At 47.1% G+C, this 23446-nt stretch carries 14 protein-coding genes, 1 pseudogene and 1 riboswitch; of the genes and pseudogenes, 5 read left to right on the forward strand and 10 right to left on the reverse strand.

Annotation, left to right across the window (positions count from 1 at the left end; translation table 11 throughout):
* The first annotated feature begins 188 nt into the window (after positions 1-188).
* The 3 genes from QNO02_RS25740 to QNO02_RS25750 all read left to right on the forward strand — a co-directional run bounded on the left by QNO02_RS25740 (position 189) and on the right by QNO02_RS25750 (position 4210).
* On the forward strand, positions 189-1331 hold the full coding sequence (locus QNO02_RS25740; RefSeq protein WP_047841582.1) for a virulence factor: 1143 nt from the start codon (positions 189-191) through the stop codon (positions 1329-1331).
* 147 nt (positions 1332-1478) lie between these two features.
* Positions 1479-1694, forward strand: a riboswitch (Lysine riboswitch).
* Between the two features lie 117 nt (positions 1695-1811).
* On the forward strand, positions 1812-3293 hold the full coding sequence (locus QNO02_RS25745; protein WP_289390384.1) for an amino acid permease: 1482 nt from the start codon (positions 1812-1814) through the stop codon (positions 3291-3293).
* Between the two features lie 275 nt (positions 3294-3568).
* Positions 3569-4210, forward strand: coding sequence for a class D sortase (locus tag QNO02_RS25750; RefSeq protein ID WP_289390385.1), 642 nt, complete (start codon positions 3569-3571; stop codon positions 4208-4210).
* A gap of 127 nt (positions 4211-4337) precedes the next feature.
* Here the strand turns inward: QNO02_RS25750 and QNO02_RS25755 are convergent, their stop codons facing one another.
* The 10 genes and pseudogenes from QNO02_RS25755 to xylA all read right to left on the reverse strand — a co-directional run bounded on the left by QNO02_RS25755 (position 4338) and on the right by xylA (position 21710).
* A complete protein-coding gene (locus QNO02_RS25755; RefSeq protein WP_289390386.1) occupies positions 4338-8849 on the reverse strand; it encodes a collagen binding domain-containing protein in 4512 nt (1503 codons plus the stop codon).
* Positions 8850-9012: 163 nt separating this feature from the next.
* Complete coding sequence (locus QNO02_RS25760) at positions 9013-10140, reverse strand: transglutaminase domain-containing protein (protein WP_091038543.1); 1128 nt, start codon at positions 10138-10140, stop codon at positions 9013-9015.
* Positions 10141-10531: 391 nt separating this feature from the next.
* Positions 10532-12925: an S-layer homology domain-containing protein gene (locus tag QNO02_RS25765; RefSeq protein ID WP_289390387.1), complete on the reverse strand. Its 2394-nt coding sequence runs from the start codon at positions 12923-12925 to the stop codon at positions 10532-10534.
* A 226-nt stretch (positions 12926-13151) separates the two neighbouring features.
* Entirely contained in the window at positions 13152-14078 is a 927-nt protein-coding gene (locus QNO02_RS25770; RefSeq protein WP_289390388.1) for an alpha/beta hydrolase, read from the reverse strand.
* A 169-nt stretch (positions 14079-14247) separates the two neighbouring features.
* Positions 14248-14874, reverse strand: a complete 627-nt coding sequence (locus QNO02_RS25775; protein WP_289390389.1) for a bifunctional 4-hydroxy-2-oxoglutarate aldolase/2-dehydro-3-deoxy-phosphogluconate aldolase — start codon at positions 14872-14874, stop codon at positions 14248-14250.
* Positions 14875-15120: 246 nt separating this feature from the next.
* Positions 15121-16191 carry a glycosyltransferase gene (locus QNO02_RS30425; RefSeq protein WP_206105823.1) on the reverse strand — a complete coding sequence of 357 codons (1071 nt, stop codon included), beginning with the start codon at positions 16189-16191 and terminating at the stop codon, positions 15121-15123.
* A gap of 441 nt (positions 16192-16632) precedes the next feature.
* Positions 16633-17274 (reverse strand): annotated as a pseudogene (locus QNO02_RS30430) (glycosyltransferase family 2 protein); the annotation flags it as partial.
* Positions 17262-17978 carry a glycosyltransferase gene (locus tag QNO02_RS25785; RefSeq protein WP_289390391.1) on the reverse strand — a complete coding sequence of 239 codons (717 nt, stop codon included), beginning with the start codon at positions 17976-17978 and terminating at the stop codon, positions 17262-17264. The pseudogene QNO02_RS30430 and the gene QNO02_RS25785, both read right to left, overlap by 13 nt.
* A 221-nt stretch (positions 17979-18199) precedes the next feature.
* Positions 18200-19693: a xylulokinase gene (gene xylB, locus QNO02_RS25790; RefSeq protein ID WP_289390392.1), complete on the reverse strand. Its 1494-nt coding sequence runs from the start codon at positions 19691-19693 to the stop codon at positions 18200-18202.
* Between the two features lie 700 nt (positions 19694-20393).
* Positions 20394-21710: a xylose isomerase gene (gene xylA, locus QNO02_RS25795; RefSeq protein ID WP_036606941.1), complete on the reverse strand. Its 1317-nt coding sequence runs from the start codon at positions 21708-21710 to the stop codon at positions 20394-20396.
* Between the two features lie 198 nt (positions 21711-21908).
* On the opposite strand from xylA, the gene QNO02_RS25800 reads away from it, so the two are divergent.
* Complete coding sequence (locus QNO02_RS25800; protein WP_289390393.1) at positions 21909-23075, forward strand: ROK family transcriptional regulator; 1167 nt, start codon at positions 21909-21911, stop codon at positions 23073-23075.
* Positions 23076-23222: 147 nt separating this feature from the next.
* Positions 23223-23420: a hypothetical protein gene (locus QNO02_RS25805; protein WP_017692236.1), complete on the forward strand. Its 198-nt coding sequence runs from the start codon at positions 23223-23225 to the stop codon at positions 23418-23420.
* Positions 23421-23446 lie beyond the last annotated feature (26 nt).

Genomic DNA, 23446 nt, shown 5'->3' on the forward strand with positions numbered 1-23446 from the left:
TGTTTGTGCGTGAACATGAAAGAAGTGTTAACAAATTTCGTACTTCTTCACATTAAGTGTTAGACACGTCCACTTCATTTCTGGATGATTTCGCAGATTCCACACATTGATGTAAAATAGAGAAATACCCGTGTGATTTAATTTACGGGAAGTGAAAGATGAATCTGGTACTATAGGAGGTTACATTGATGAATATTGTTTCCATTGAACCAACACCGAGTCCAAATACGATGATGCTACATCTCGATGAACGTCTGGAGGACGGAATTCGCAAAACATATACCCTGGACAACGAACGATCTGCTCCGGCGTTCATTCGCCAGATGCTTCATATTCCCGGTGTAAAGAGTGTGTTCCACACAACAGACTTTGTCGCACTTGATCGTAAAGGGAATGCCGACTGGTCCGTTATCTTGGGCGAAGTCCAAAATCGCCTTGGACAGCAAGGCATTGATCTGGACTGGATTGAATCCGAAGATGGTTCAGGCGAGCACTTCGGAGAAGCACAGGTATTTGTACAATTCTTCCGAGGTGTACCGATGCAAATTAGGGTCAAGGCCGGGGTCAAGGAAGAACGAATCTCGTTGTCGGACCGCTTTGTCAAAGCAGTGACGGAAGTCGCCAGTGCAACGATGATCAAAGAACGCAAACTGAGTGATTACGGTGTTCGATATGGCGAGTTACCGGACATCGCACGTGAAGTCGAACAGGAATTGGAAGCCGCTTATCCCCCGGAACGACTCGAGCAGGTTATCAAACAGGCCATTGAACATGGTACCAAATCCGAAGAGTTCGTCGAGCGCCGCCGTGAATTGGATGGAGCCGAACTTGAAGAGGCTCTGCGAAACGAGGATTGGAATGTTCGCTATGCGGCATTTGACGGCATGGAGCCTACGGCAGAAAGACTGCCTCTCGTAGCCCATGCCTTACATGACAACAAAATGCAGATACGTCGCTTGGCCGTGGTATACCTGGGTGACATCCGTACACCGGAAGCGATGGAACTGCTGTATGAAGCGCTTCAGGACAGTTCTCCTGCGGTACGCCGGACTGCTGGGGATACCTTGTCTGATATCGGTGATCCTGCCGCCACTCCAGCAATGACAGCTACGTTATCCGATAAAAGTAAACTTGTACGCTGGCGTGCAGCACGTTTTCTCTATGAGGTGGGAACTGAAGAAGCAGAGCAAGCGTTGCGAGTTGCAGCCGATGATCCTGAATTTGAAGTCAGCCTACAAGCCAAGATGGCTCTGGAGCGGATCGAATCGGGCGAACAGGCCGCTGGAACGGTATGGCAGCAGATGGCTGGCCGTAACAAAAAAGAGGAATAGTCCTCTCTCAGACCTCACATCCAACAATTGTTATTGCACTGGAAAACCATGCGCGTTATACTGATTGTCTGTTTACTAAACAGGACACACGGTGTTAAGTTGTGTTGTTCATAATTTCATAGACAATAGATACACCTCATCCATTGATGGTGAGGTAGAGGTCGCGGGTGCGATCAGTACGCTGATGGAGGCGCTAAGGAGCCGCTTATGAGATCAGCCGAAAGGTGTACCCGCCGAAGCTTACTGGACGTTCCTTATACGGTCCGGTGAGCTGGGGCTGCTGTCGAAAGGCGCAGAACTGTCACGGAAGTACATTTCCTTTATATAAAGGTATGAATTCTTCTGTGTTGAGCTATCTTAATCATCTGGGACATGGTGCGGACATTGAAATATTAAAGACCGCAGGCTGATGCCTGTGGTCTTTTTGTTTATGAATTCAAGTATCGCAAACATCAGTATATCGAATGAAGGAGTGTTTCCATGCAAGACCGCAGTAACCCAACAACAACTGGACCTTCCCTGAAAAAAGGATTACGCGCACGCCATATGACGATGATCGCCCTCGGTGGCTCGATTGGTACCGGGCTGTTTCTCGCAAGTGGTACCGCCATCTCAACCGCAGGCCCTGGTGGAGCATTAATTGCCTATGCGGCCGTTGGCATCATGGTTTATTTCCTAATGACCAGCCTTGGTGAACTTGCTACCTTTATGCCGGACTCCGGTTCATTTAATACGTATGCCGCACGTTTTGTCGATCCTGCTCTCGGGTTCGCCATGGGTTGGAACTTCTGGTACAACTGGGCGGTAACCATTGCAGCAGAACTTGCTGCCGCTACTGTACTCATTAAATACTGGTTCCCCGACAGTTCGTCCATGTTATGGAGCTTATTGTTTCTCGTACTGATCTTTGCCTTGAACGTGTTGTCCGTTAAAGGCTATGGAGAGTCCGAGTACTGGTTCGCCATTATCAAAGTCGCTACTGTGATCATCTTCCTGGCCGTTGGTGTGCTCATGATCTTTGGTATTATGGGTGGAGAAGCGGTTGGTTTCAGCAACTTCACCATCGGTGATGCGCCCATCCATGGCGGATTCTTCGCTGTGCTTGGTGTGTTCATGGCTGCTGGATTCTCATTCCAAGGTACCGAACTTATCGGGGTAGCCGCCGGTGAAAGTGAAAACCCGCGCGAAAATGTACCTCGTGCAATTCGTCAGGTATTTTGGCGCATTCTGATTTTTTACATCTTGGCGATTACCGTGATCAGTCTGATCATCCCGTATACGCATCCGAATCTGCTTAAAGGTGATCTGGAAAATATCGGTGTCAGTCCGTTCACACTGGTGTTTGAGAAAGCTGGCCTCGCCATTGCAGCTTCCGTGATGAATGCCGTTATTTTAACCTCTGTACTCTCTGCCGGTAACTCAGGCATGTATGCTTCAAGTCGGGTTCTCTATGCCCTTGCCAGAGACGGTAAAGCCCCTCGTTTCCTGGGTAAGCTGAATAAAAAAGGCATTCCAATGAATGCACTTTTGCTTACAACAGCTGTTGGTATGTTGGCATTCCTTGCCTCCCTGTTCGGCGATGGGATTGTGTACACCTGGTTGTTGAATGCATCCGGTATGTGTGGTTTTATCACTTGGCTGGGTATCGCTATCAGTCATTATCGCTTCCGTCGTGCATACGTTGCACAAGGCAGGGATCTGAGCGATCTGCCTTACCGTGCACGCTGGTTCCCTTTTGGGCCGATCTTTGCTTTTGTCCTGTGTATCATCGTGATCATCGGACAGAACTACCAGGCATTTACGGGTGACGAGATCGACTGGAGTGGAGCCATCGTTGCCTACCTGAGCGTACCCCTGTTCCTGGTGTTGTGGCTCGGTTACAAATGGATCAAAAAGACCAAAGTGGTGCCGCTGAAGGAATGTGATTTCACACCTACCGATTCACCAAGTGACAAGCACTAACGAAGCAATATTTACACTTGCCACTTCGATGACAGAATAACCTTCCGATCGCTGTTATCAACTTATACAGCGGATACGATTTAACATATTAAAAAACCTCCCCGTGGCGTTGCAGTTTTCCTACTGTGGCGAAACGGGGATATTTTGTTTTGGGGCGGCTTCCCCCTTCGAACATTTCTGTACGTCCTTTCGTCCCTGTCCATATTTTGTATAGATCCTTAAGTAGAATAGAGAAAGGTATACTATTTTTCTTAGACAACGGGAGTTGATGTATAATGAAAAAATTCTCTATTCTGCTCGTTCTACTGGGCATCCTGATCATCAGCTTTCCTTTCCTACGGGAAACGTATTATGACTGGCAGCAAACCCGTGTCATGAACGATCTGGAGCAATTGCAAAACGGCTTGTCTAAGCTTAATCACTCCTTCGAACAAGGCATACAGGATGCAGCTTCTGCAGAGCCGACTACTGACAATATAGGTACAGTACAAGAGGCCTCCTCGGATACGTTGGGGGTACTATCGATTGACAAGATTGATGTCCGCTTACCGATTCTGGAGGGTGCAACGGAGGACAATATGAAGGTAGCTGCAACCCATCTTGTCGAAACCACCAGTATCGGGAACAAAGGTAATGCTGCCATAGCAGCTCATCGCGCCCATAAAAAAGGCCGGCTGTTCAATCGTCTGGGAGAACTCCAGATTGGTGATTCAATGGAAGTCACCCTGGCAGATCGAACGATTATCCAATACAAGGTAGATCAGATATCCGTTGTGGAGCCAACTGACTTATCTGTGCTGGAGGATCCCGGGCTTGGACAGGTCCTTACCTTGATTACCTGTGATCCACTCGTCAATCCAACACATCGCCTAATTGTAAGAGCTATTGCAGTGAAACCAAATGTTACGGGGACCTGATCCTTCCTAAATATCACTAAAAAATACCCTCTAGCATATTCACACGTCGACGCTAAGTCTTCGTAGTGATTGCTAGAAGGGTATTTTTATCTACACACGACGAATCTTAGATACTGCGTGTTTTGATCTAGCGTTGAAGCTGTTGTCTGCGGCGGAAGTACATGAATCCCGCGCTACCTAGCGCCATCAGCATCATGCCCACAGCAGTGTAAGCCATTGTGCTCTCTTCACCTGTTTGTGGAAGCATTCCCTGAGATCCAGAATTTCCGTTTGGCTGTGATGCAGAATTTCCATTGCCCTGTGATCCATCTGTATCCATTCCAGCAGGAGGTGCAAGTGTACCATCACCATCCGGTGCATCTGTATCCCCAACTGGAGGTGCAGTGTCGTCCCCGTTGGAATCGCCTGGTGTCGGTGGCACTACCCCGGATTCTTCATCTGTCGGACTTTCGGTTCCTCCCCCAGACTCTGTAGGTTCAGTTACAACCGTGCCTGGAACCGATGGATTTGGCGTTCCTGGTTCCGGGGTTACTGGTTTCTCCGGATCTGGTGTTACACCCGTAGTAGGTGTTCCCGGATTATAAGGTCCACTAGACCCACCACCCGATACCGGGATAGCCTGATTTGTTTTTTCCACAACTACGGCTTCGGTTTGTATGTTCGTAATTTCAAATGGTACTGGTGTTGTTTCCAACATGTATCCGTTAGGCGCTTTTATTTCAACCAACTGATATTTATTGATATCCAGGTCTTTAAGTACAATTTCACCTTGTTGATTGGTTGTCAGTGAAGCTTCATCTAGACCTGTTACCTTGTGGAACTCCCAATTCCCATTTGCATCCATCAATGCAGTTTGAGCCCGTAATTCAAATACAGCTCCTTGAAGGTGCTGAGTTCGACCCGCATTGGTTTTAATCAATTTCACAGAACGATCATTTTTTTTATTTTCAATGGTCAATTGAGTTTCCGGTTTGATAATAGATACTAGGGTCTCCGGCTGTTCAATAACAAAGCCTTCTGCCTTGGTCTCAACCAATGTATATGGGCCATACGGCAAGTTATCAAATTCAATGACCCCATTGATATTCGTAACCTGTGTGTCAACCACCGCATTTGTACCATTACGCAGTTCGAATTCAATTCCAGCTAACACGGATTGATCCTTGGCGTTCACTTTGGTCACCACCAGCTTGGCATTTGTGCCCTGCGTATTGGTATGTGTGAGCGTAACAATCTGAGTTTGATTGGTTACAATGGTAAGAGGTATGGGCGTTGAATCCAATTGATAGAATTCAGGTGCCTCGACCTCAATCAACTCATAATCCCCTGGCTCCAGATCTGTTGCTCCGATCTTTCCATCCTCACCCGAAGTTATCGTATCGATTAACTGGCTGGTTTGACCATTTTTCAGGTACAGTTCGAATGTTGCACCTTTTAGCGTTTTCGTGCTGTCAGCAGCATCCACCTTGGTTAATTCGAAGCCTTGACGAATCTTTTTATTTTCAATTTCAAAAGCGATATCCGCATCCTTGAATTCAATCGTTTTACCTGAGACAGAGCCATATTCAGGATCAACCAAGTATCCTGCAGGTGCAGATAATTCTTTTAACTTATAAGGTACACCATTGGTCAGATTGTTTAATCGATAGTTTCTGGAGCTTTCAACCACACCATTCTCGTCCGTTGGTTTCAATGTTTCCAGAAGCGTAGTTCCAGACGCATTATAGATTGCGAATATGGCTCCTTCCAGCGGAACCCCTGTATCACTGACTTTGTGAATTCTGATTTTGCCTAAACCTGTGGAGGCACCTCCACCTGCTCCAGCTAATGAAACTTTAATCCCCGCCTGATTGCCTTCCCCTACCACCGAAGAAGATTGGCCTGCAAATTCAACCTTATTTTCAATTCGGGCGCCATGATCGGCATTAATATAGGACTGATATTCCAAAATGAATGCAGTATGGATATCTTTCTTGAAGGTGAAGGTAAATGTATTGCCCTCCACGTTCAATTCATAATCAGCCGGATCAACCAGCCCAGCTTTGTTGGATACATTGCCTGAATTGTTGGCAGGCAGGTTCGTTGCATATAATTTCAATGAATCAGCCAATAAAATTTGGTTCTCCGACAAGGTATCTGTTAATTGAGAACCCGTTGGAATATAAGATTGACTTGGATTGATATTTACCGTCCATGATGCTTTATCCGTTGTACCGATCTGTTGACCTGTTTTTTGTACATACACACCACCGTGAACTGGCGTGACGCTCGCTGATCGATTAAAGCGTACCTCACCATCCTCACCGTCGGTTAGAACAGCCTGGTTAGCATACGTGCCTTCGACGGAATAAGGTCCATCCAGGCTCGTTTGATACTGAATGCGATAAGCTGTTTTGCCGATGTTACCCAGATCCAATGTAAAACCTTTACCGTCCGGGTTCAGCTGGAATTGACCAGGTATGAGCGGAACCTCGCTACCTACAGCAGTAACGTTATTGGCTCCCTGTAACTCTAACTCATGAACTTTTAATGAACCGTCTACAAAAGATTGGTTACCCGTGTAGGCATCCTTGAGGATGGCTTCGTGAATATCAAACAAGTTGTAGTTTACATCAATTGTCCATGTGATCTTTTTGTCTTTGGCGCTGTATTCGCCCTTTTTGTTACCATTTTGAATGGTGTACTCTTGAGGTTTGACAACAGCAGATTTGGTAATCGCAGTCTGTGCTACATTGGATTCTTCCCAATCGATCTTGGCAGAGTTGCGATATTCATTATCCGTTGGCATACCTGCCGTCGGGTCAAAGCTTGTTGTATAGGTAATGACATGTTCCGTGTTAATTGTAACGCCGTCCTTCAGGCGAACGGAGAATCCTTTTTCATAGGTTGGATCAGCCGGGTCTGGAGTCAGTTCGAAGTCTTCTTTGTTAACCCCACTCACTTGAAGACTACCCGGAATCAGCTTCATGTGTCTGCCTTCGTAATTATCCGTGATGATGATATCCGTCATGTCCTGCAAATCACGGTTCAAAACAATCTGCCATTCGATTTCTTTTGTGTTGAAGTTTTCACTTTTCACGCTTTTTGCAAAAATGACTTCCTGAATGTCTCTTCGGCCTGTTTTGGAAGTACCATCATACATGTTCACTGTGTTCGTAATGGTGTCGTTTGTATAAACACGATGAATGGATTGTGTATCATATTCGATCTCATAGGCCTTTGTAATATCGTTCTTAAAATGTAATCTGAAGCCATCATCGAACCCTGTACCCATCGCTTCGAGTGTGTATTCATTCGGATTGATCAGTATTCTGTTCGAAGCCGCTCCGCTTGCATTAATGTCCACTTGATACACTTTGACGGAATTGTTGATCAGTTGCTGTTTTGCCGTATCAAAGCGGTCTTCAATCCATGCATTCGTTTGCATGATTTCTTGCTGATTGTAGTTATATTGCACTTTCCATGTGATCGTCTGTGTCACCGGATCATACGCACTATCTTGCCCTGACTTGTTCAAAGGCTCATTAAAACTCACACGAACTCGGCCAATATCTGTTTCGTCGTGCTCGCTCTGATCCGTTGTAAGCGCAACCTGGTTTTGATACTCCACGTTGGTGAACGGAGCAGTGGTTGGTGCTTTAACACTTGTCGTATAGGTTACACGATAGGCCTTATCTGTGTCTCCCAATTGAATTGGAAACTGTGGTTCCGTTTTAATTACTGGGCCTTCTTTTACAGATCCATTCAATTGCACTTCCAATTCGCGAATTTCGATATCGCCCTTGAGCTCCAGCTCTGCTGGGAACGTGTCTGCAAGAACAGCATTTTTCATAGCCTTCTCGCCTTGGTTAAAATCTACGGTCCATATAATTTCATCCGAGTTGAAGTTATTTTTGTTCGCGCTTCCCGATTTCTTCAACTTATCTACGGCTGTGTTGGCAAAATGTACATCAATGATGCCCTGCCCTACGGAACTAAAGTCTATCTGTTGTTTCAAGCCATCTTCCATCTTGCTTTCATCGAACTTAATCCACACGTAGAAGTTACCTTCCAGCTTCGCATGCTCGATCAATTCATTAAAAGTAAAGATGATTGTGCCATCTGGATTCACCACATACTCCCCAACACCGCCATCCAGATTACCCTTAAGCTGCGATCCGATGATGAATTTATCGGGCAAGTTAAAGGTGAACGTAGAGCCATCGCTGTAGTTGTGGTTGTCATCTGCAAGTCCCCATGTAAAGACTACGGCCACCTCATCCTGAATGAGTGGTCGAATATCTTTGATCATATCTCCTTTGACTTCAATCGTGCCATTCCCGTTGTCTTCTGGTGCCTGATTGTACATCTGCACACTGGTAATCAATTGATCTGTAATTACCGGACCTGCAGCTGCCATTGCTAAACTGCTCTGGTTGAGATTTCCCTCCCCCTCTTCTTCCGGAGTGGCAGCAACGTCAACGTTGTTCACCTCTTCCGAACTTGCCAAACCTTCTTCTGACGCTGTATCGCTGATTGCACTGGCTGGCAAATTAGTTAATTCATCCTGAGCATGCATTGTTGGTGTAAATATCCAACCCTGCATCATTTGCGTGACCAGTAACAGAGCAATGATCACTATGCTCACTTTTTTCCTCATTGTTTGCATATCCTCCTCGTACGTAGTGTTGGCATACGCCGAAGATTAGAATAGCAAAGCGACATATACAAAAAATAGACAACACTAAAATCCTCGTTTTTGAACACAAAATTGAACACAAAAAAGGATACTCCTCAAGCGGAGTATCCTGTTCAATCGGTTGTTATATTGTCCAGTTAATTTTGACGCGCAGATCCGTAGTACCTTCCATTTTGGACACATAATAAGATATCGATTTCATGCCAAGCTGGTACAAATCCTGCAAATCTTCAATCAGTCCAGACTCCGTACCCTTGTACCTGAACGTGAGCGAGGTTCCGCCTTCCTTCAGTGTACTTTGAACCTTGGTCTTCAGCGCAGCATGGCCTTTGATGGCATCCTGTTCATCATACAGGGAATAGTCCAGAGCATGGTACAGCTTCTGATAAGCGGCTTTTTTGCTATCTCCGGCCTTCACCAGCTTTAATAAAGCTTCTCGATATGGGGCTGGCGCAGCGGGGTACTTGCTTTTGCCTGTCCAGATATGGTCACGTGCCATCTCATCATCGCTCAACAAATAATAGCTATGGCTAACCTTACCTTTGCGGTCAGGGGTAGGATCATCCCAGGTCGTGTCCATGTGATACCACTTGCCGTCCAGGTTCACGATATTCCAGGCATGAAGCTGCCCACCTGCTGTACCTTCCACAATCCGGTTATCGATACCTACTCGCTCCAGCATTCGATATGCCAACAGTGAATATCCCTGACAGACGGTACTGCCTGTAACAAGCCCGTCGTAGGCCGTATATTTCTTCAACGAAGTATCGTAAGAAAGGTTAAGCACAATCCAATCATGGATGACCTTGACCTTCTCATGATCCGTCATGCCTGGTTTGATGATTTCTTTCAACACGTTTGTGACTTTACGATTCACATAATCGGTCTGTTCCTTGGTCTCCCGATAGGAGAGAGTCACATGGACCTCGGCCGACACATTGGAGCCTTTATAATTGAATGCATAACTTTTAACGGTATATTGGATATAAGGGTCACTCTTCATTGCCTCATCGATGGAGGTTTGTAACTGTTTTTTGAGGCCTTTCACATTACCTTTGTATGTAAAAACAAGTTCCTCCGTTCGCTGTGACATTGCGGTAAGCAAGGTCTGGCGCAAATCTGTTGCCGTGGATATATCTGATGTCCCTGATGCAGCATACAGTTGATCCAGATCAACCGTACGTGGTAACGCTACAGCAATCAGACAGCCTGCCAGCAGTATGGTGATAATTCGTTTCCCGTTCTTACCCATGAAAGGAACCCACCCTTCTTTGCAAAGTTCTCACGCCCTATTGTATCACAAAAGGCTCTGTCGTCATTCTTCTATATCATTTCAACTAAAGAATATTTACACGAACACTCCGATGTCAGAACAACTTTCCGATCGCTGTTATCCCCAGATTTTTTTGATCCTTTATTCAAATGGGGAAATCCGGTGATAAATGCGTACGCTTCGCTTCCTCAAGTTATTTCTGACCTCTCCGTTATCGTGTAAATGTTAGTTGAAATGATATAATTTTTGTAAAAATTAAATCAAAGAGACCTTCTAGGGAAGGTCTCTTTGATCTTCAGTTCATTGAATCACGATTACCCGTTATCTTCATCCTATGATTCGTTTGGTCACGATATGAGTGGTTCATCATCTAATACAGACGATTACCACTCATAAACGTATCTGTCTTACCTTGAAGCTTCGCCAGCCGTTCCAATACTTGTGATGCTTCAGCTACCGTCACTTTACGTGCAGGCATGAATCTTCCTTCAATCGAAGGAAGCAATCCCAGCTTCAGACTCAGGGAAACCGCTCCCTTACTCGTAATGGCACTGGCATCCGCGATGTTGGGAAGATCCGATGGCAACGTATAGAATCCGGCCAGCTTCTCATAGCGTAAAATACGTACAAGTAACACTGCCAATTCTTCACGTGTCATCTCTTCTTGCGGATTCAAATTCTGTTCAGGGTCCGCTCCGGCAAGCCAACGCTGATCGATTAATGCCCGAACTGCCTTATAATAAGGGCTGTCAGGTGTCACATCAGCGTATAACTTGTCATCTCCGTCCCCACTGTAGTACAGATCCATATTTGGATTAATCGCTCTTGCCAGATAGTTAAACCAATCTCCTCGGGTGATCACACGATCCGGGAATACGCGTCCCTGCTCATCAGCAAGCAATACGCCATGCTGTGTCATATTGCGTAGAGCTGCTTCGGCCACATGACCCAAGATATCCGTAGGTTCAGCCTTGGTTGCAGAGCTTGTGTCCCCGTATAAAAGCTTCCAGTCCCCTGTGTTCGCATCCAGCGCTTCATAGTTGCCATAGATCGAATTCTCATCACGTGTAGGCATATAAGCAAGATTCACCCCCGCTGGGATGACTTGACCACCGTTCATACCATATCCGCCATAACGGGAATATGCGAGGATCAGCTTGAACTCCTCCAGATAGAGTGCCTTGGCCTCTTCATAACTGATGGCTGGCTTAACATCTGCCGGCAGTTGTTCAGGCGTTGCCGCAATACGCGTATAGAACTCGTTAATCGTCCCGTTGTTCAACACCTGTACTTGTGCCGTATCTTCCTTAACCGGAATTCCGTTCAGATAACGCTGGAACAAAAATGTGCGAGCATCATCCACCTCAATCACGTTAGCCAGTCGGAACTGCTCCGTTGCGTCTGGAACTAGCGCAATCACCGTGTCCATCGCCAGTTTCTCAGCCTGCTTCCGGGTTAACGATTTGCCTGCCTTCTCCTCAGCCGGCTTCTCCTGTTCCATCTCCGGTCCCATTCGTTGCATCATCGTATAACTGTAGATCTGCCCGGTAACTGCATCTACCTGTGCTGAGATATCCCGCATGAACATATAGGACATATTCGCACTTCGGTCGCTCCAGCTCAGACTCCATACCTGACTGTTCGGACTTGAGTAATATCCCTTGCCCAACTGGCTATGTTCCAGCTTATAACCCTTGGGAATATCAAAGTTTGTTGCGACCCGAGTGGCGGCCTGCTGAACATTTAACCTCGTACCATTGACCGGGGCAAAAGGCGTTACATCACCTTTCAACTTCGTATCCTGCTGCAAAGAATCTTCATCTACAGCTTTACCTGTTAATGTATTAATCCGTTCCAACGTATTGGCTTCAATCGGAACGATACTGATATTTTTGGGTGTATATGCAAGGTAATACTGCTGACCCTGTTTGAAAGATAAACGATCTTTGGCGATATAAGCCAGTTCCACATCGAACTGTTCTTCAAACTGCTGTCTGGCCTTCTCTTCTGAAGCTGCCGGTTTCGATGAGGGATACTTAGCTTCGATCGTACCTCGTGAGTAACCTGTCACCAAACCACTTTCATCCACATTAATGTAGACTGTCTCTGCGTCAGATAACAATCCATCATGTTTTAACTGGTACCCGTATCGATACTCTGTTCTGCCAAACAATGACTCTTGTTCAATGGAAGAATACAGATCTCCAAGCGGAGCATATTCATTATCCTTAAGACCTGGAATCGCTTGGTACAACAATGCCACGGCCTTTTCTTCAGCTTCAGCTTTGGTTAACTTCACATCCGATTCCGAGACATGTTTATCCAGGATATCCGACGGCAAATGTACACTTAACACTTCCCCTGTGCCTGCATGTACAGTTCCACTGAATCCCGACGTATGATTTCCTTGTGTAATCTGAAACCCGATCTCCCATGCCTTGTAGTCTGGCGGTGGATAGGAATTAGGTGAATCGAATCGTGCAGATGAGATTGTTGCTTTTTTTAACAATGGAAATAATTTCAGTATATTTTCACTGGCTTGCCTGGATGAGATTTTCGCTCCCTCAGGCACGTCATTGCTCGTTGCGTCTAGTTGTTCATTTTCCCCCGTTGTCGCTTCGGTCAACTGCTCTGCTTGCGCGGCTGATGCACTGCCTGCAAAACCTGGTGTTTGCGAAGCAAGCAGCAGTGTTGCCATCGCTGCGGTTGTTGCTTTGGTTGCGAACATTTTCAAACGTAAATTAAACTTCCAATTCAAACTCAAATCTCGACCTCTCCCTTCAATTTCATACAAAGAAGCATAACAAATAACCTCGCATGAATATTGCCAGTCTATTCTATGATACCATAAGCTTCCTTTTTAATCGTCGTTTTCCGGGCAATTTTACAAATGTGAATTTCTGCATATTGCTAATAACAGCAAAAAAACGCCAACCACGTTGGCGTTTTCTCTGTTAGCCTGCACTCTTATGTAGGCTGATTCTACCTTATCAACTACCCGCTATAGACGAATCATTCGACTTCGCCTGACCTTGGACATGGGTTTTCAAAAAGGGAATAACGGTATCCCAGAAGGCGGGATCTTCCTCGGAGCAACTGTGTCCTCCGCTGTTGACCCATAAATGTTCAACAGGCGGATCGGCTTTGGACATAAAATATTCAAGCTCACTCGGGGGAATGAAATTATCTCCCTTGGAGTGCACCATAAGCATCGGCAGTTGCATCCCCCTGCGCCGTTCATTCAGCATCATCACCGGATCACGCTGACGATAGGATTTCAGAGATTCACCCAGTCGCCAGAACCAGATTCTCGGAATTAACTGGGCCAGTGGAAACAAGGGCAGACGCCGGCGTCTCAGCTCTGAACTGACGATCACCTCAAATTGCGAAGGCATCGAGTCCGTAATCACTGCTGATACAGGAATTCCCTCCGTCACTGCAAGAATCGTACCCAGTCCACCCAAAGAATGTCCAAGCACTCCGATGGCATCCGCATCAATCTCTGGTCGTGCAGTCGTATACTGCAATGCCGCGAGCAGATCATCCCGGAACAGGTAGGCAGATGCAGCACGAACCGGATCACTGGCCCCATGACTACGCACATCATACATAAATAAGGCATATCCTGCTTCCCAGATCGGACGTGCGTAACGAAGAACACGGGAGCGATTGGAGCCCCAGCCATGTGCAATAATAACGAGCGGCCATGGTTTTGGAATGTCGGCTCTGGCCGGGATGAACCAGCCATGCACCCGACCTCCCCCACTTTCAAAGGTCACATCCTCAAATGGCATTGGGGGTGTCAGTGTGATTGGAATCTTCTTGGGTGTCTGGCTCTTTACCGCCGCCTTCCATAATCCACCTGCCGTTACTGCGGCCACGGCGAGCATGCCGCCTATCATTGTTTTAGCTTTCACAGGGCATCTCTCCTCTCCGAATTCTGGCATACATCCATCATAAAACAATAGAATGAACGGCACGTTAAGCGACATGGGTTTTTATGATAAAGATTAATCCAACAACTAATTTAAAGGAACCATCATATATATACCCAAATATACATATTCCTCATCTGATGCTGGAATCCTAGGCTTCGGCTGCTTCCACAAATCTCCGTGCACATGCTGCAATCTGCTCATGATCTCCTGAGGCAAGGGCTTCTCGTGGTAAAAGTGCACTTCCCAGACCCACTGCAGCAGCGCCTGCTGCATAATAATCAGCAATATTCTCCAGTGTGGCACCACCTGTTGCCAGCAGTGGAATATGATTCAGTGGAGCTTTGATCTCCCGCAGATACGGTATACCCAGACTCGCCATCGGAAACAACTTCACAACTCGTGCTCCCGCTTCATGGGCAGCGACAATTTCCGTGGGTGTCATGGCTCCAGGCCAGATCTCGACACCATGTTCTACAGCATATTCAATGACAGACAGATCGACATTAGGAGACACCAGAAATTGTGCGCCTGCAGCGACCGCTTCCTTTGCCATCTGCACATTCAGTACCGTACCCGCTCCAACAAAAGCCTTTCCTTCATGCCGCTCACGCCAGTCTGCAATAATATCATGTGCTCCAGGTGTGTTCAGTGTGACTTCCATCAGTCGGATGCCACCATTCGTCATACCTTGTCCAGCTGTTACTGCCGCCTCACGGCTTATACCTCGCACAATCGCGACTAGCCTCGACTCTAATAGAACTTCCATCAGATTCATATCCAGTTCCCCTTGCTTCATCAATTCGGCAGCCGAAGACAGGCAATCATGGTCACCGCTTTTCCGTTATTCATTATTGTAAAGCATATCCTCCCCTGGATGAAATACATTAATCCATTTCAATGTGAATGCGTCTGTCACCAACTCTATGATGTGCTTTTATCACAATGCAAAAAACCTCTCCATGGAACATGGGCTGATTCACCCATTCAATTCCACAAAAGAGGCATCATTTCCGTCGGAAACCTAAGCGTTTTCCAATACGTTATCCTTCTCCAAATCTTTAAAGTATCGATCGTTATATAACATGCTTGGATGTGTTGGATGATAGGCGAGTGCGATATCATTATGTTCTCGGGCCTTGGCACGGTTACCCATCCGGTCATAACACACACATAATTGCAGATGCGGCATCCAGGTCCAGGCTGCTTCATTCAGCACTACCATAGGATCATCAGGGCGTACAGCACGAGTCGCCTGTTCGTACCAGAACAGGGCCTTGCGATAATCTTCACGGTCGGCAAAATAACCACCCAATCGACAGCAAATCTCCGCTCTTGGCAAATCATAGGCAAATGATCGGAACAACGCCGTGACTTCCTGCTCCGGACGTTCAAGTGCAGCTTCACAATCCGCAATTTTCTGGCAAGCAGCGATCTGATCTTCCACCCAGCCCAGCCCGGTATCCAGAAACTTCTCATAGTACTTCACCGCATCCTCATGCTGTCCATGGTCCTTCAGTTCATTACCGAAATAGTACAAGTCACGCGGCCCGAATTCCTCTCCGGCCTGTTCCCTTTTGCGATAGATCCGCAGATTCCGATCGGTATACTCTTTATCTTTCTTGTGGGTAACCGCTATATCACTATGCAGCAGATTGCCCGCTACAGCGAGGTATTCGTGCACCGCGCCAATCCAGCGAAATTGCCGATCCCGACGCACCAGACGATTCCGGCGCAGGCTGTAGGCGACCTTGCCATCTGCTGTGAATGACAGATTGTAATCCATCGTGACACTATCAACATCCGGGTCCAGCGAACGTTTCAACGCGATCAGTTTCGCCCGATCTTCCGGTTCAAACACATCGTCGGCATCCAGCCAAAGAATATATTCACTCTTTGCCTGATCGAAGGCATAGTTGCGTGCTGCTGCAAAGTCATCCACCCATTCAAAATCAACGATACGATCCGTATATCTGGAAGCGATCTGACGAGTGCGATCCGTTGATCCGGTATCCACGATTACAATCTCATCGGCAATACCGTTGACCGAGTCCAGACATCTGGCAAGGGAAGCTTCTTCATTTTTTACAATCATACACAGGGTAATACTGATCGTCTCTTCGCCTCGTCTGGCCCTGCGGTTAAAGGCGGAAACCCCCGGCAGTTCGGACAATCGATAGATGTGGTATGCGGGGAGATGAGTATCAACGAACAAACGAAAACCCAGTGCTTGAGCACGGATGCAGAAATGACGATCTTCACCCCAGAAGGATACATTGGGAATCTGGTCATATGAAACTCCTGCTGCCAGAACATTTTTGCGAATAAGGGTACATGCCCCCAGCCCTCCAACTTCATAACAACCCGGGATCCGTAGCTGATTTAGAAAAGCAGTCGTTTGCGTGCCCTCGTCCTCCGTCTCGGTTCCGTCTACTGTTTTGCCACCGCGGCGATATAAAGCATACTCATCTTGCAGCCATACCTGCGGCATTTCCCTGGCATCCGGCTGCCAGCGGGTCCAAAAGATATTGGATACAATGTCTTTGCCACTCGATACAAGTTGCTCCAGCGTCCGCGGATGCAGCACCAAGTCAGAATCAATCAGGAAAACCGCATCGTAGTGATTGTCGCGTGCATATTGCAATATGCGATTTTTCAAACCGGCTACACGCCAAATCTGCTCATCCTGCCAATAATGTCCTCCCTCATCCTTGCTGTACATCCCTTTGTTGTCAGGACTACCGCTACCATGTTCATCTGCATGAATAACCGTCCCTTCATGCTGAAGCACAAATTCACGCAATATATTTGATGCAGCTTCTTCCACGTTATCGTCAACAAACAGATAATCCGTCTTTACTGTTGTTCGTTCCAATGCATGCAGAGAATCCAGAAATTCACGGAGCACCGGAGTTGTCTGGCGAACCGGGCTGGCGATCAGTATTCTTTCTTGCTCAAACGCTTCATGCTCTTCCGATTGGCGGGTTTCCAGCAATTTATCAGAACGTCTGGACGGTCGATGATTACTCTGGCTCTCTTTCTCGCTCTCAGGTTGCTTCTCATTCTGATTCTCTTTCTCATGTGAATTCAGCTCTATTAGAGGTTGGGATTCTTCTTGCGATTTGCGTAACGGGTCTTTCTTCAACGTGCTCACTCCCCCTCTCCTTACTCGAACCATGCCAACAGTCGTGGCTCTTGATCCAATATCGATTCGTACTGTTCCTTCCAACCGTATCTTGCTTCAGGGTCCAGTGCTTGATAGCGTTCATATTTGCGGATGCGGTCTTCTTCCCGCGCCCAACCATAGTGCTTCACCCGGGGAGCATGACATCCATAGGACCAATGCTGGATCGTTAACGGAAAACGACCACAATGCTGGGGTGTCTCCTTCCATTCATAGCTCATCCCCGGGTGATAACGAATCAGAAATGGCCGGTAATAGGCATGCGCCTGCCAGAACTCATCTTCCCGGTAATGCGTCTCACTCCACATATCAAACAATCTGAAATAGATCGCATCTTCATTGCCACTGAGCAGCAGATCCCGTACCACCCCAAAGTCACTGGTTAGAATCTCATCCGCATCCAGATTCAAAATCCACTCCGGATTGGTCGCCACCGTCTCTTCCCATTGTTGTTTTCTCAAGCTTACCTCGTCTGCAAAACGTGAAGCAGCGTTCTCCACTAATACGAGTGGAATACCGTTCAGAAGTTCCCTGCACAGCGCGACCGTTCCATCCGTGCTTCCGTCATCAATGATTACCGCCCGATCAATCCAGGGGCGATGTCTCTCCAGTGCCTGCCTGAGATAGCGATTCTCTTCATTACGAACGATCATCGACAAGGTAATATGTGGTCTTCCATGTTCCTCATGTCCATCCAAAGCTTCACCCCCATGCTCAAGCTTCTACCTATTAAAATCGTCGGACACACGATGCGTGGACGGATCACAATCCTCTATTCTCAATCTATGCAGAGCCGGAATGCGGATATGCAGGCCAAGTAAACCTTTCATGGGGTTAATCTTGATGAACGACAAAAAAGCACCCGCCTTCGCGGATGCTTTTAATGTAATCACAAGATTAATGTAGTGAAATAAATGAATTAACGGTATTCAGCCAAACGATCATTGAGACTACGTGTCTGTCCATAGACTTCCTGATACAGTGCAAACAGTCCATCATAGACGGCAACCGTTTCCGGGTTCGGGTCATAGGACTTCGCTGGACGAATAAACGCTGTTGCACATTCCTGCAATGACGGGAACCAGCCACAGCCATAGGCAGCCAGCATTGCTGCACCCATCGCAGGACCCTGTTCGCTCTCAAGCTTCACAATCGTGGCGTTAAAGACATCCGCCTGCATTTGCAACCAAGCTTCGTTCTTGGCACCGCCACCAATGGAGATGACTTCATTGACTGTTTTGCCTGCACCACGCAGAATATCAATGGACTCGCGCAGCGAGAAGGTAATGCCCTCCATCACCGCGCGTCCAAAGTGCTCCAGCTTGTGCCCCGCATCCATACCGATGAAGCTGCCACGGATATTCGCATCCGGATGAGGTGTACGCTCCCCAACGATATACGGTGTGAACAATAAGCCGTTGCTGCCCGCCGGAATCTGATCAATGCCCTGCAAGAGCCCATCAAATGATTTGTCCGCTGCAAATGTATCCTTGAACCAGGACAGGCTGTATCCTGCGGCAAGCGTTACCCCCATAATATAGAAGGCATCTTTCTCTCCGTGGTTAAAAAAGTGTACTTTGCCTTCGAAGTCGAGATCTTTACGCTCTTCGTAGGAAAGCACAACCCCGGACGTTCCGATGCTGCACATCGTCTGTCCTTCACTCAGAATACCTGCGCCAATGGCACCACAAGCATTATCCGCACCCCCTGCGTATACTTTCGTCGCAGCTGCCAGACCCGTTTGATCTGCAATCTCAGGCAGCAACGTGCCCACTTCATCAAACGACTCCACAAGACGTGGACAGAGGGAGATTGGCAGCTCGAATGCTTCTGCAATCTCGTTGCTCCACTGTTTGCCTGCAACGTCCAGCAGCAAGGTACCCGCTGCATCCGAATAATCCATAGCGTAATCCCCGGTCAGGCGATAACGCACATAGTCTTTTGGCAACAAGAACAAGGATGCTTGCTGTAACAATTCAGGCTCGTTTTCCTGAACCCACAAAATTTTTGGCAAGGTAAAGCCTTCCAATGCACGGTTCCGGGCAATGCTTAACAGCTTGCCATCCAGTACTTTTTCGATCCGGCGGCACTGAGCCGTTGTGCGTGTATCGTTCCACAGGATTGCATTCCGCAGCGGTTTACCTTCTGCATCCACCAAGACCAGTCCATGCATCTGGCCCGAGAAGCTCAATCCTTCGATTTCCGAAGGTTGCACGCCAGACACTTCCAGCAACTTGCGCAAGGAAAGAATGGTTTGCTCTACCCAATCTTCGGGATTTTGTTCACTGTATCCAGCCTTGGGCTGGTACAACGGATATGCCTCGGATGCTTCAAATGCCACTTTTCCTTCACGATTGACCAACACGGTTTTGACCGCGCTGGTTCCAAGATCGACACCAATTACGTAACTCATAGGTTAACTCCTCTCGTTTATCACAGGTTATATCCACGAAAGATCCAAGTACGCATGAAAGTCACTCCGTGATCAGAAAACCCTTGGATCGCCGTTACCCCCAGATTTCCTTCATACCCTTTGGCAAGGGAGAAATCCGGGGATAAATGCGACCGCTTCGCTTCCTCGGGTCCTTTCTGCTCACTCCGTTTTGCATGCATGATCCTGGACACACATGGATATGAAACGAGTAAAACGTACTCGTTCTTATAACAGAAAGATTGATCCAATGACCTTGATTCTCATGTGGTCACTCCGTGATCAGAAAACACTCGGATCGCCGTTACCCCCGGATTTCCTTTATACCCTTTAGCAAGGGTGAAATCCGGGGATAAGCCTATGCTTTCGAAGCCAGCTTTCTCTCAGAAAGCTCTTAGCGAACGCTTTGCTTCCTCGAGTCCTTTCTTCTCACTCCGTTTTGCATGCACCATCTTAGACAAACATTTATATCAAAAATTTAAAAAACGCGTTATTTGTTTAATCAAAAAACCGCCCCCGTCTTCCCAAGGGAAAGTCGGGGACGGTCCGAATGTCATGCTTGTTCAGGCGTTCCATGGTACAAGCTAATCTTGTGCATAGGCTAGTTTGGATACTAATGTCCAACACATATGAGTTGAGTAACCATCAGTGGTTGACATGCACCCACCCTGCCTATCCTATATTAGTCAGCCAGGATGTACTGGTTGAGTTGCGCTCTCAGCAATTCCTGACGTCCGGATTGGTTTTTGCGTGGGCTTTCGTTGTTGAGTGCATACTCAGCAAGGGAAGCAAGTGTTGCTTTACCTGCAACCACATCTGCACCGATACCTTCGCTGAAGCTGCTGTAACGTTTTTCGATGAAGTCATCGAATACGCGATCTTCGATCAGTTTTGCTGCTACTTTCAGACCTTTTGCATACGTGTCCATACCTGCGATGTGTGCCAGGAACAGATCGTCTGCTTCGAAGGAACCACGACGTACTTTTGCGTCAAAGTTCACACCACCGCGGCCGATACCGCCGTTTTTCAATACTTCATACATTGTCAACGTAGCATCGTACATGTCAACCGGGAACTCATCTGTATCCCAACCGATCAACATATCGCCTTGGTTCGCATCGAGGGAACCAAGCATACCGTTTGTACGAGCAACACGGATTTCGTGATCAAATGTGTGACCAGCCAGTGTAGCATGGTTCGCTTCCAGGTTAAGTTTGAAGTGTTTGTCCAAACCGTATTTTTGCAAGAAAGCAATGGAAGTTGCTGCATCATAATCATATTGGTGTTTCGTTGGCTCTTTTGGTTTAGGCTCGATCAGGAATTGTGCGTCAAAGCCAATTTCCTTCGCGTAGTCTACAGCCATGTGGAACATACGAGCAATGTTGTCTTGCTCCAGTTGCATGTCTGTGTTCAGCAATGTGTCGTAACCTTCACGACCGCCCCAGAATACATAGTTTTCAGCGCCCAGACGTTTACCCACTTCCAGACCTTTTTTGATCTGTGCTGCAGCGTGGGCATACACGTCTGCGTTACAAGTGGAAGCTGCACCAAACATGAAGCGTGGGTTCGAGAACATGTTCGCTGTGTTCCAGAGCAGTTTTTTGCCGCTGGATTTCATATGATCTTCAATCAGATCAACGATTGTATCAATGTTGCTGTAGAACTCGCGCAGGTTGTTGCCTTCTGGTGCGATGTCCACATCGTGGAAACAGAAGAACGGGAGATTCATTTTTTCCAAAAATTCAAATGCCGCTTCCACGCGTACTTTCGCGAGGTCCAGACCCGAGTATTTATCCCACGAACGAACAGCTGTCTCCGCACCAAACGGGTCACTGCCGCCTGCAGTTAATGTATGCCAGTAAGCCATGCCGAAACGGAAATGTTCTTCCATCGATTTGCCTGCTACCACTTCTTCCGGATTATAATGTTTAAAAGCAAAAGGATTCTTGGAATCTTTACCTTCGAATGCAATTTTATTAACGGATTCAAAATAGGCCATGTGTAAAATGCCTCCTCAATAGTTTTAAGAAATCGTTTACACCGTTATCCTATCACATCAAATAAACTTTGTCTATTGGTTAAACAAAGTAAAATAAAATTGTTTTTTACATGTTTGTTTACGCTATAATAGTCGAATAACTTGTTTCGGATGTGGGTCAGAACCCTTTTATCAGAAGAATAGGAGTGCCTTAACCATATGAAAATTACCGGAGACCAGATGCTGGTCAAAAAAATAAACAAGTCGATCGTTCTCGATACGATCCGGCGCCATGCCCCTCTTTCTCGCGCACGAGTGTCCGAGGTTACGGGGCTGAACAAAGCAACGGTATCCAACCTGGTTGCTGATCTGATCAGTGATGACCTGGTGCAGGAGATCGGCCCTGGGGAATCCAGCGGCGGACGTAAACCACTTATGCTGCTGTTCCGAGGGACATCAGGCTATGCAGTCGGTCTGGAACTCAGTGTGACCCATTTGAAAGGCGTGCTTACAGATCTCGAAGGACACATCATTACAGAGTACGCAGTGACCTTGGAACATCATGACGTGTCCTCTGTACTGGAGCAATTGAAATTGGCAGCAAAACAGCTCATTGAAGCAGCTCCTGCTTCCCCTCATGGAGTCATTGGTATTGGCATCGGGGTGCCCGGCATGGTGGATGAGGCAGGAACGGTCCTGTTTGCACCCAACTTGGGATGGGAGAAGGTAGCTCTGCGCTCGATGCTTGAAGAAGAATTTCAACTGCCTGTAACGATTGATAATGAAGCCAATGCTGGTGCTCATGGAGAGTTGAATTTTGGGGCAGGTATCGGTGTCCGTCACATGATCTACATCAGTGCAGGCATGGGGATTGGTTCAGGCATCATGGTAGATGGTGAATTATACAAGGGCGCGTGGGGCTACGCAGGGGAAACAGGCCATATGTCCATTGAAGCGGAAGGTCTTCCCTGTTCCTGCGGAAATCGTGGTTGCTGGGAGTTATACGCATCGGAAAAAGCCTACGAGCACCCGGACCATCAGCTAAAATTACCTGCTCATACCACACGCGAGCTTATTCATTATGCGGAGCAAGGCCACGATGCTGTTCAGGAATTATACAACACGATTGGACGCAAACTGGGGATTGGCATTACCAATATCGTTAACAGTTTCAATCCGGAACGTATTATCATTGGCGGTCCGCTCTCTGAAGCAGGTCCTTGGATTGAAACAGCGTTAAAACAAGTTGTCGAGGAACGTACATTACCTTATCATCGCCGCAGTTTGCAGATTGAATGGGCAGCTCTGGGCAGCCGTTCCACCCGCGTTGGTGCCGCTTACTCTGCGATATCCCAGTTTTTAGGTAAAATTAGGGTATCTGTCTAATAACAGATGAAAATTGACATCATTTCGCCCCATTTCCTCCCTTTTTGTTAAAGAAATCCAGATGTATAATGGGGTTATGTGATTTTTGTCATGGCTGTGTGAATCAAGCTGTGTTAATTCCGATAACGAAACGGAGTGAAAAAAAGCGTGACCTACGTGGATACTTCAGATATCTCGGCGCAAATGTTTGTCACCGTCCTCCTGTTCCTGATTGTGCTTGCGCCCCTGTTCAGCCTTGGCATACTCCGATTGTTCCAGAGCAAAAAGAAGGCTGGTTTCATGTACATGCTGTCAGGATTGCTGGTGTATGTTGTATTTCAGACTTTCATGAGTATTTTTTTCTAGATGTAATTATTTGTTTTCATGCAAAA

The organism is Paenibacillus sp. PK1-4R (genome assembly GCF_030369595.1).
GTDB lineage: Bacteria > Bacillota > Bacilli > Paenibacillales > Paenibacillaceae > Paenibacillus.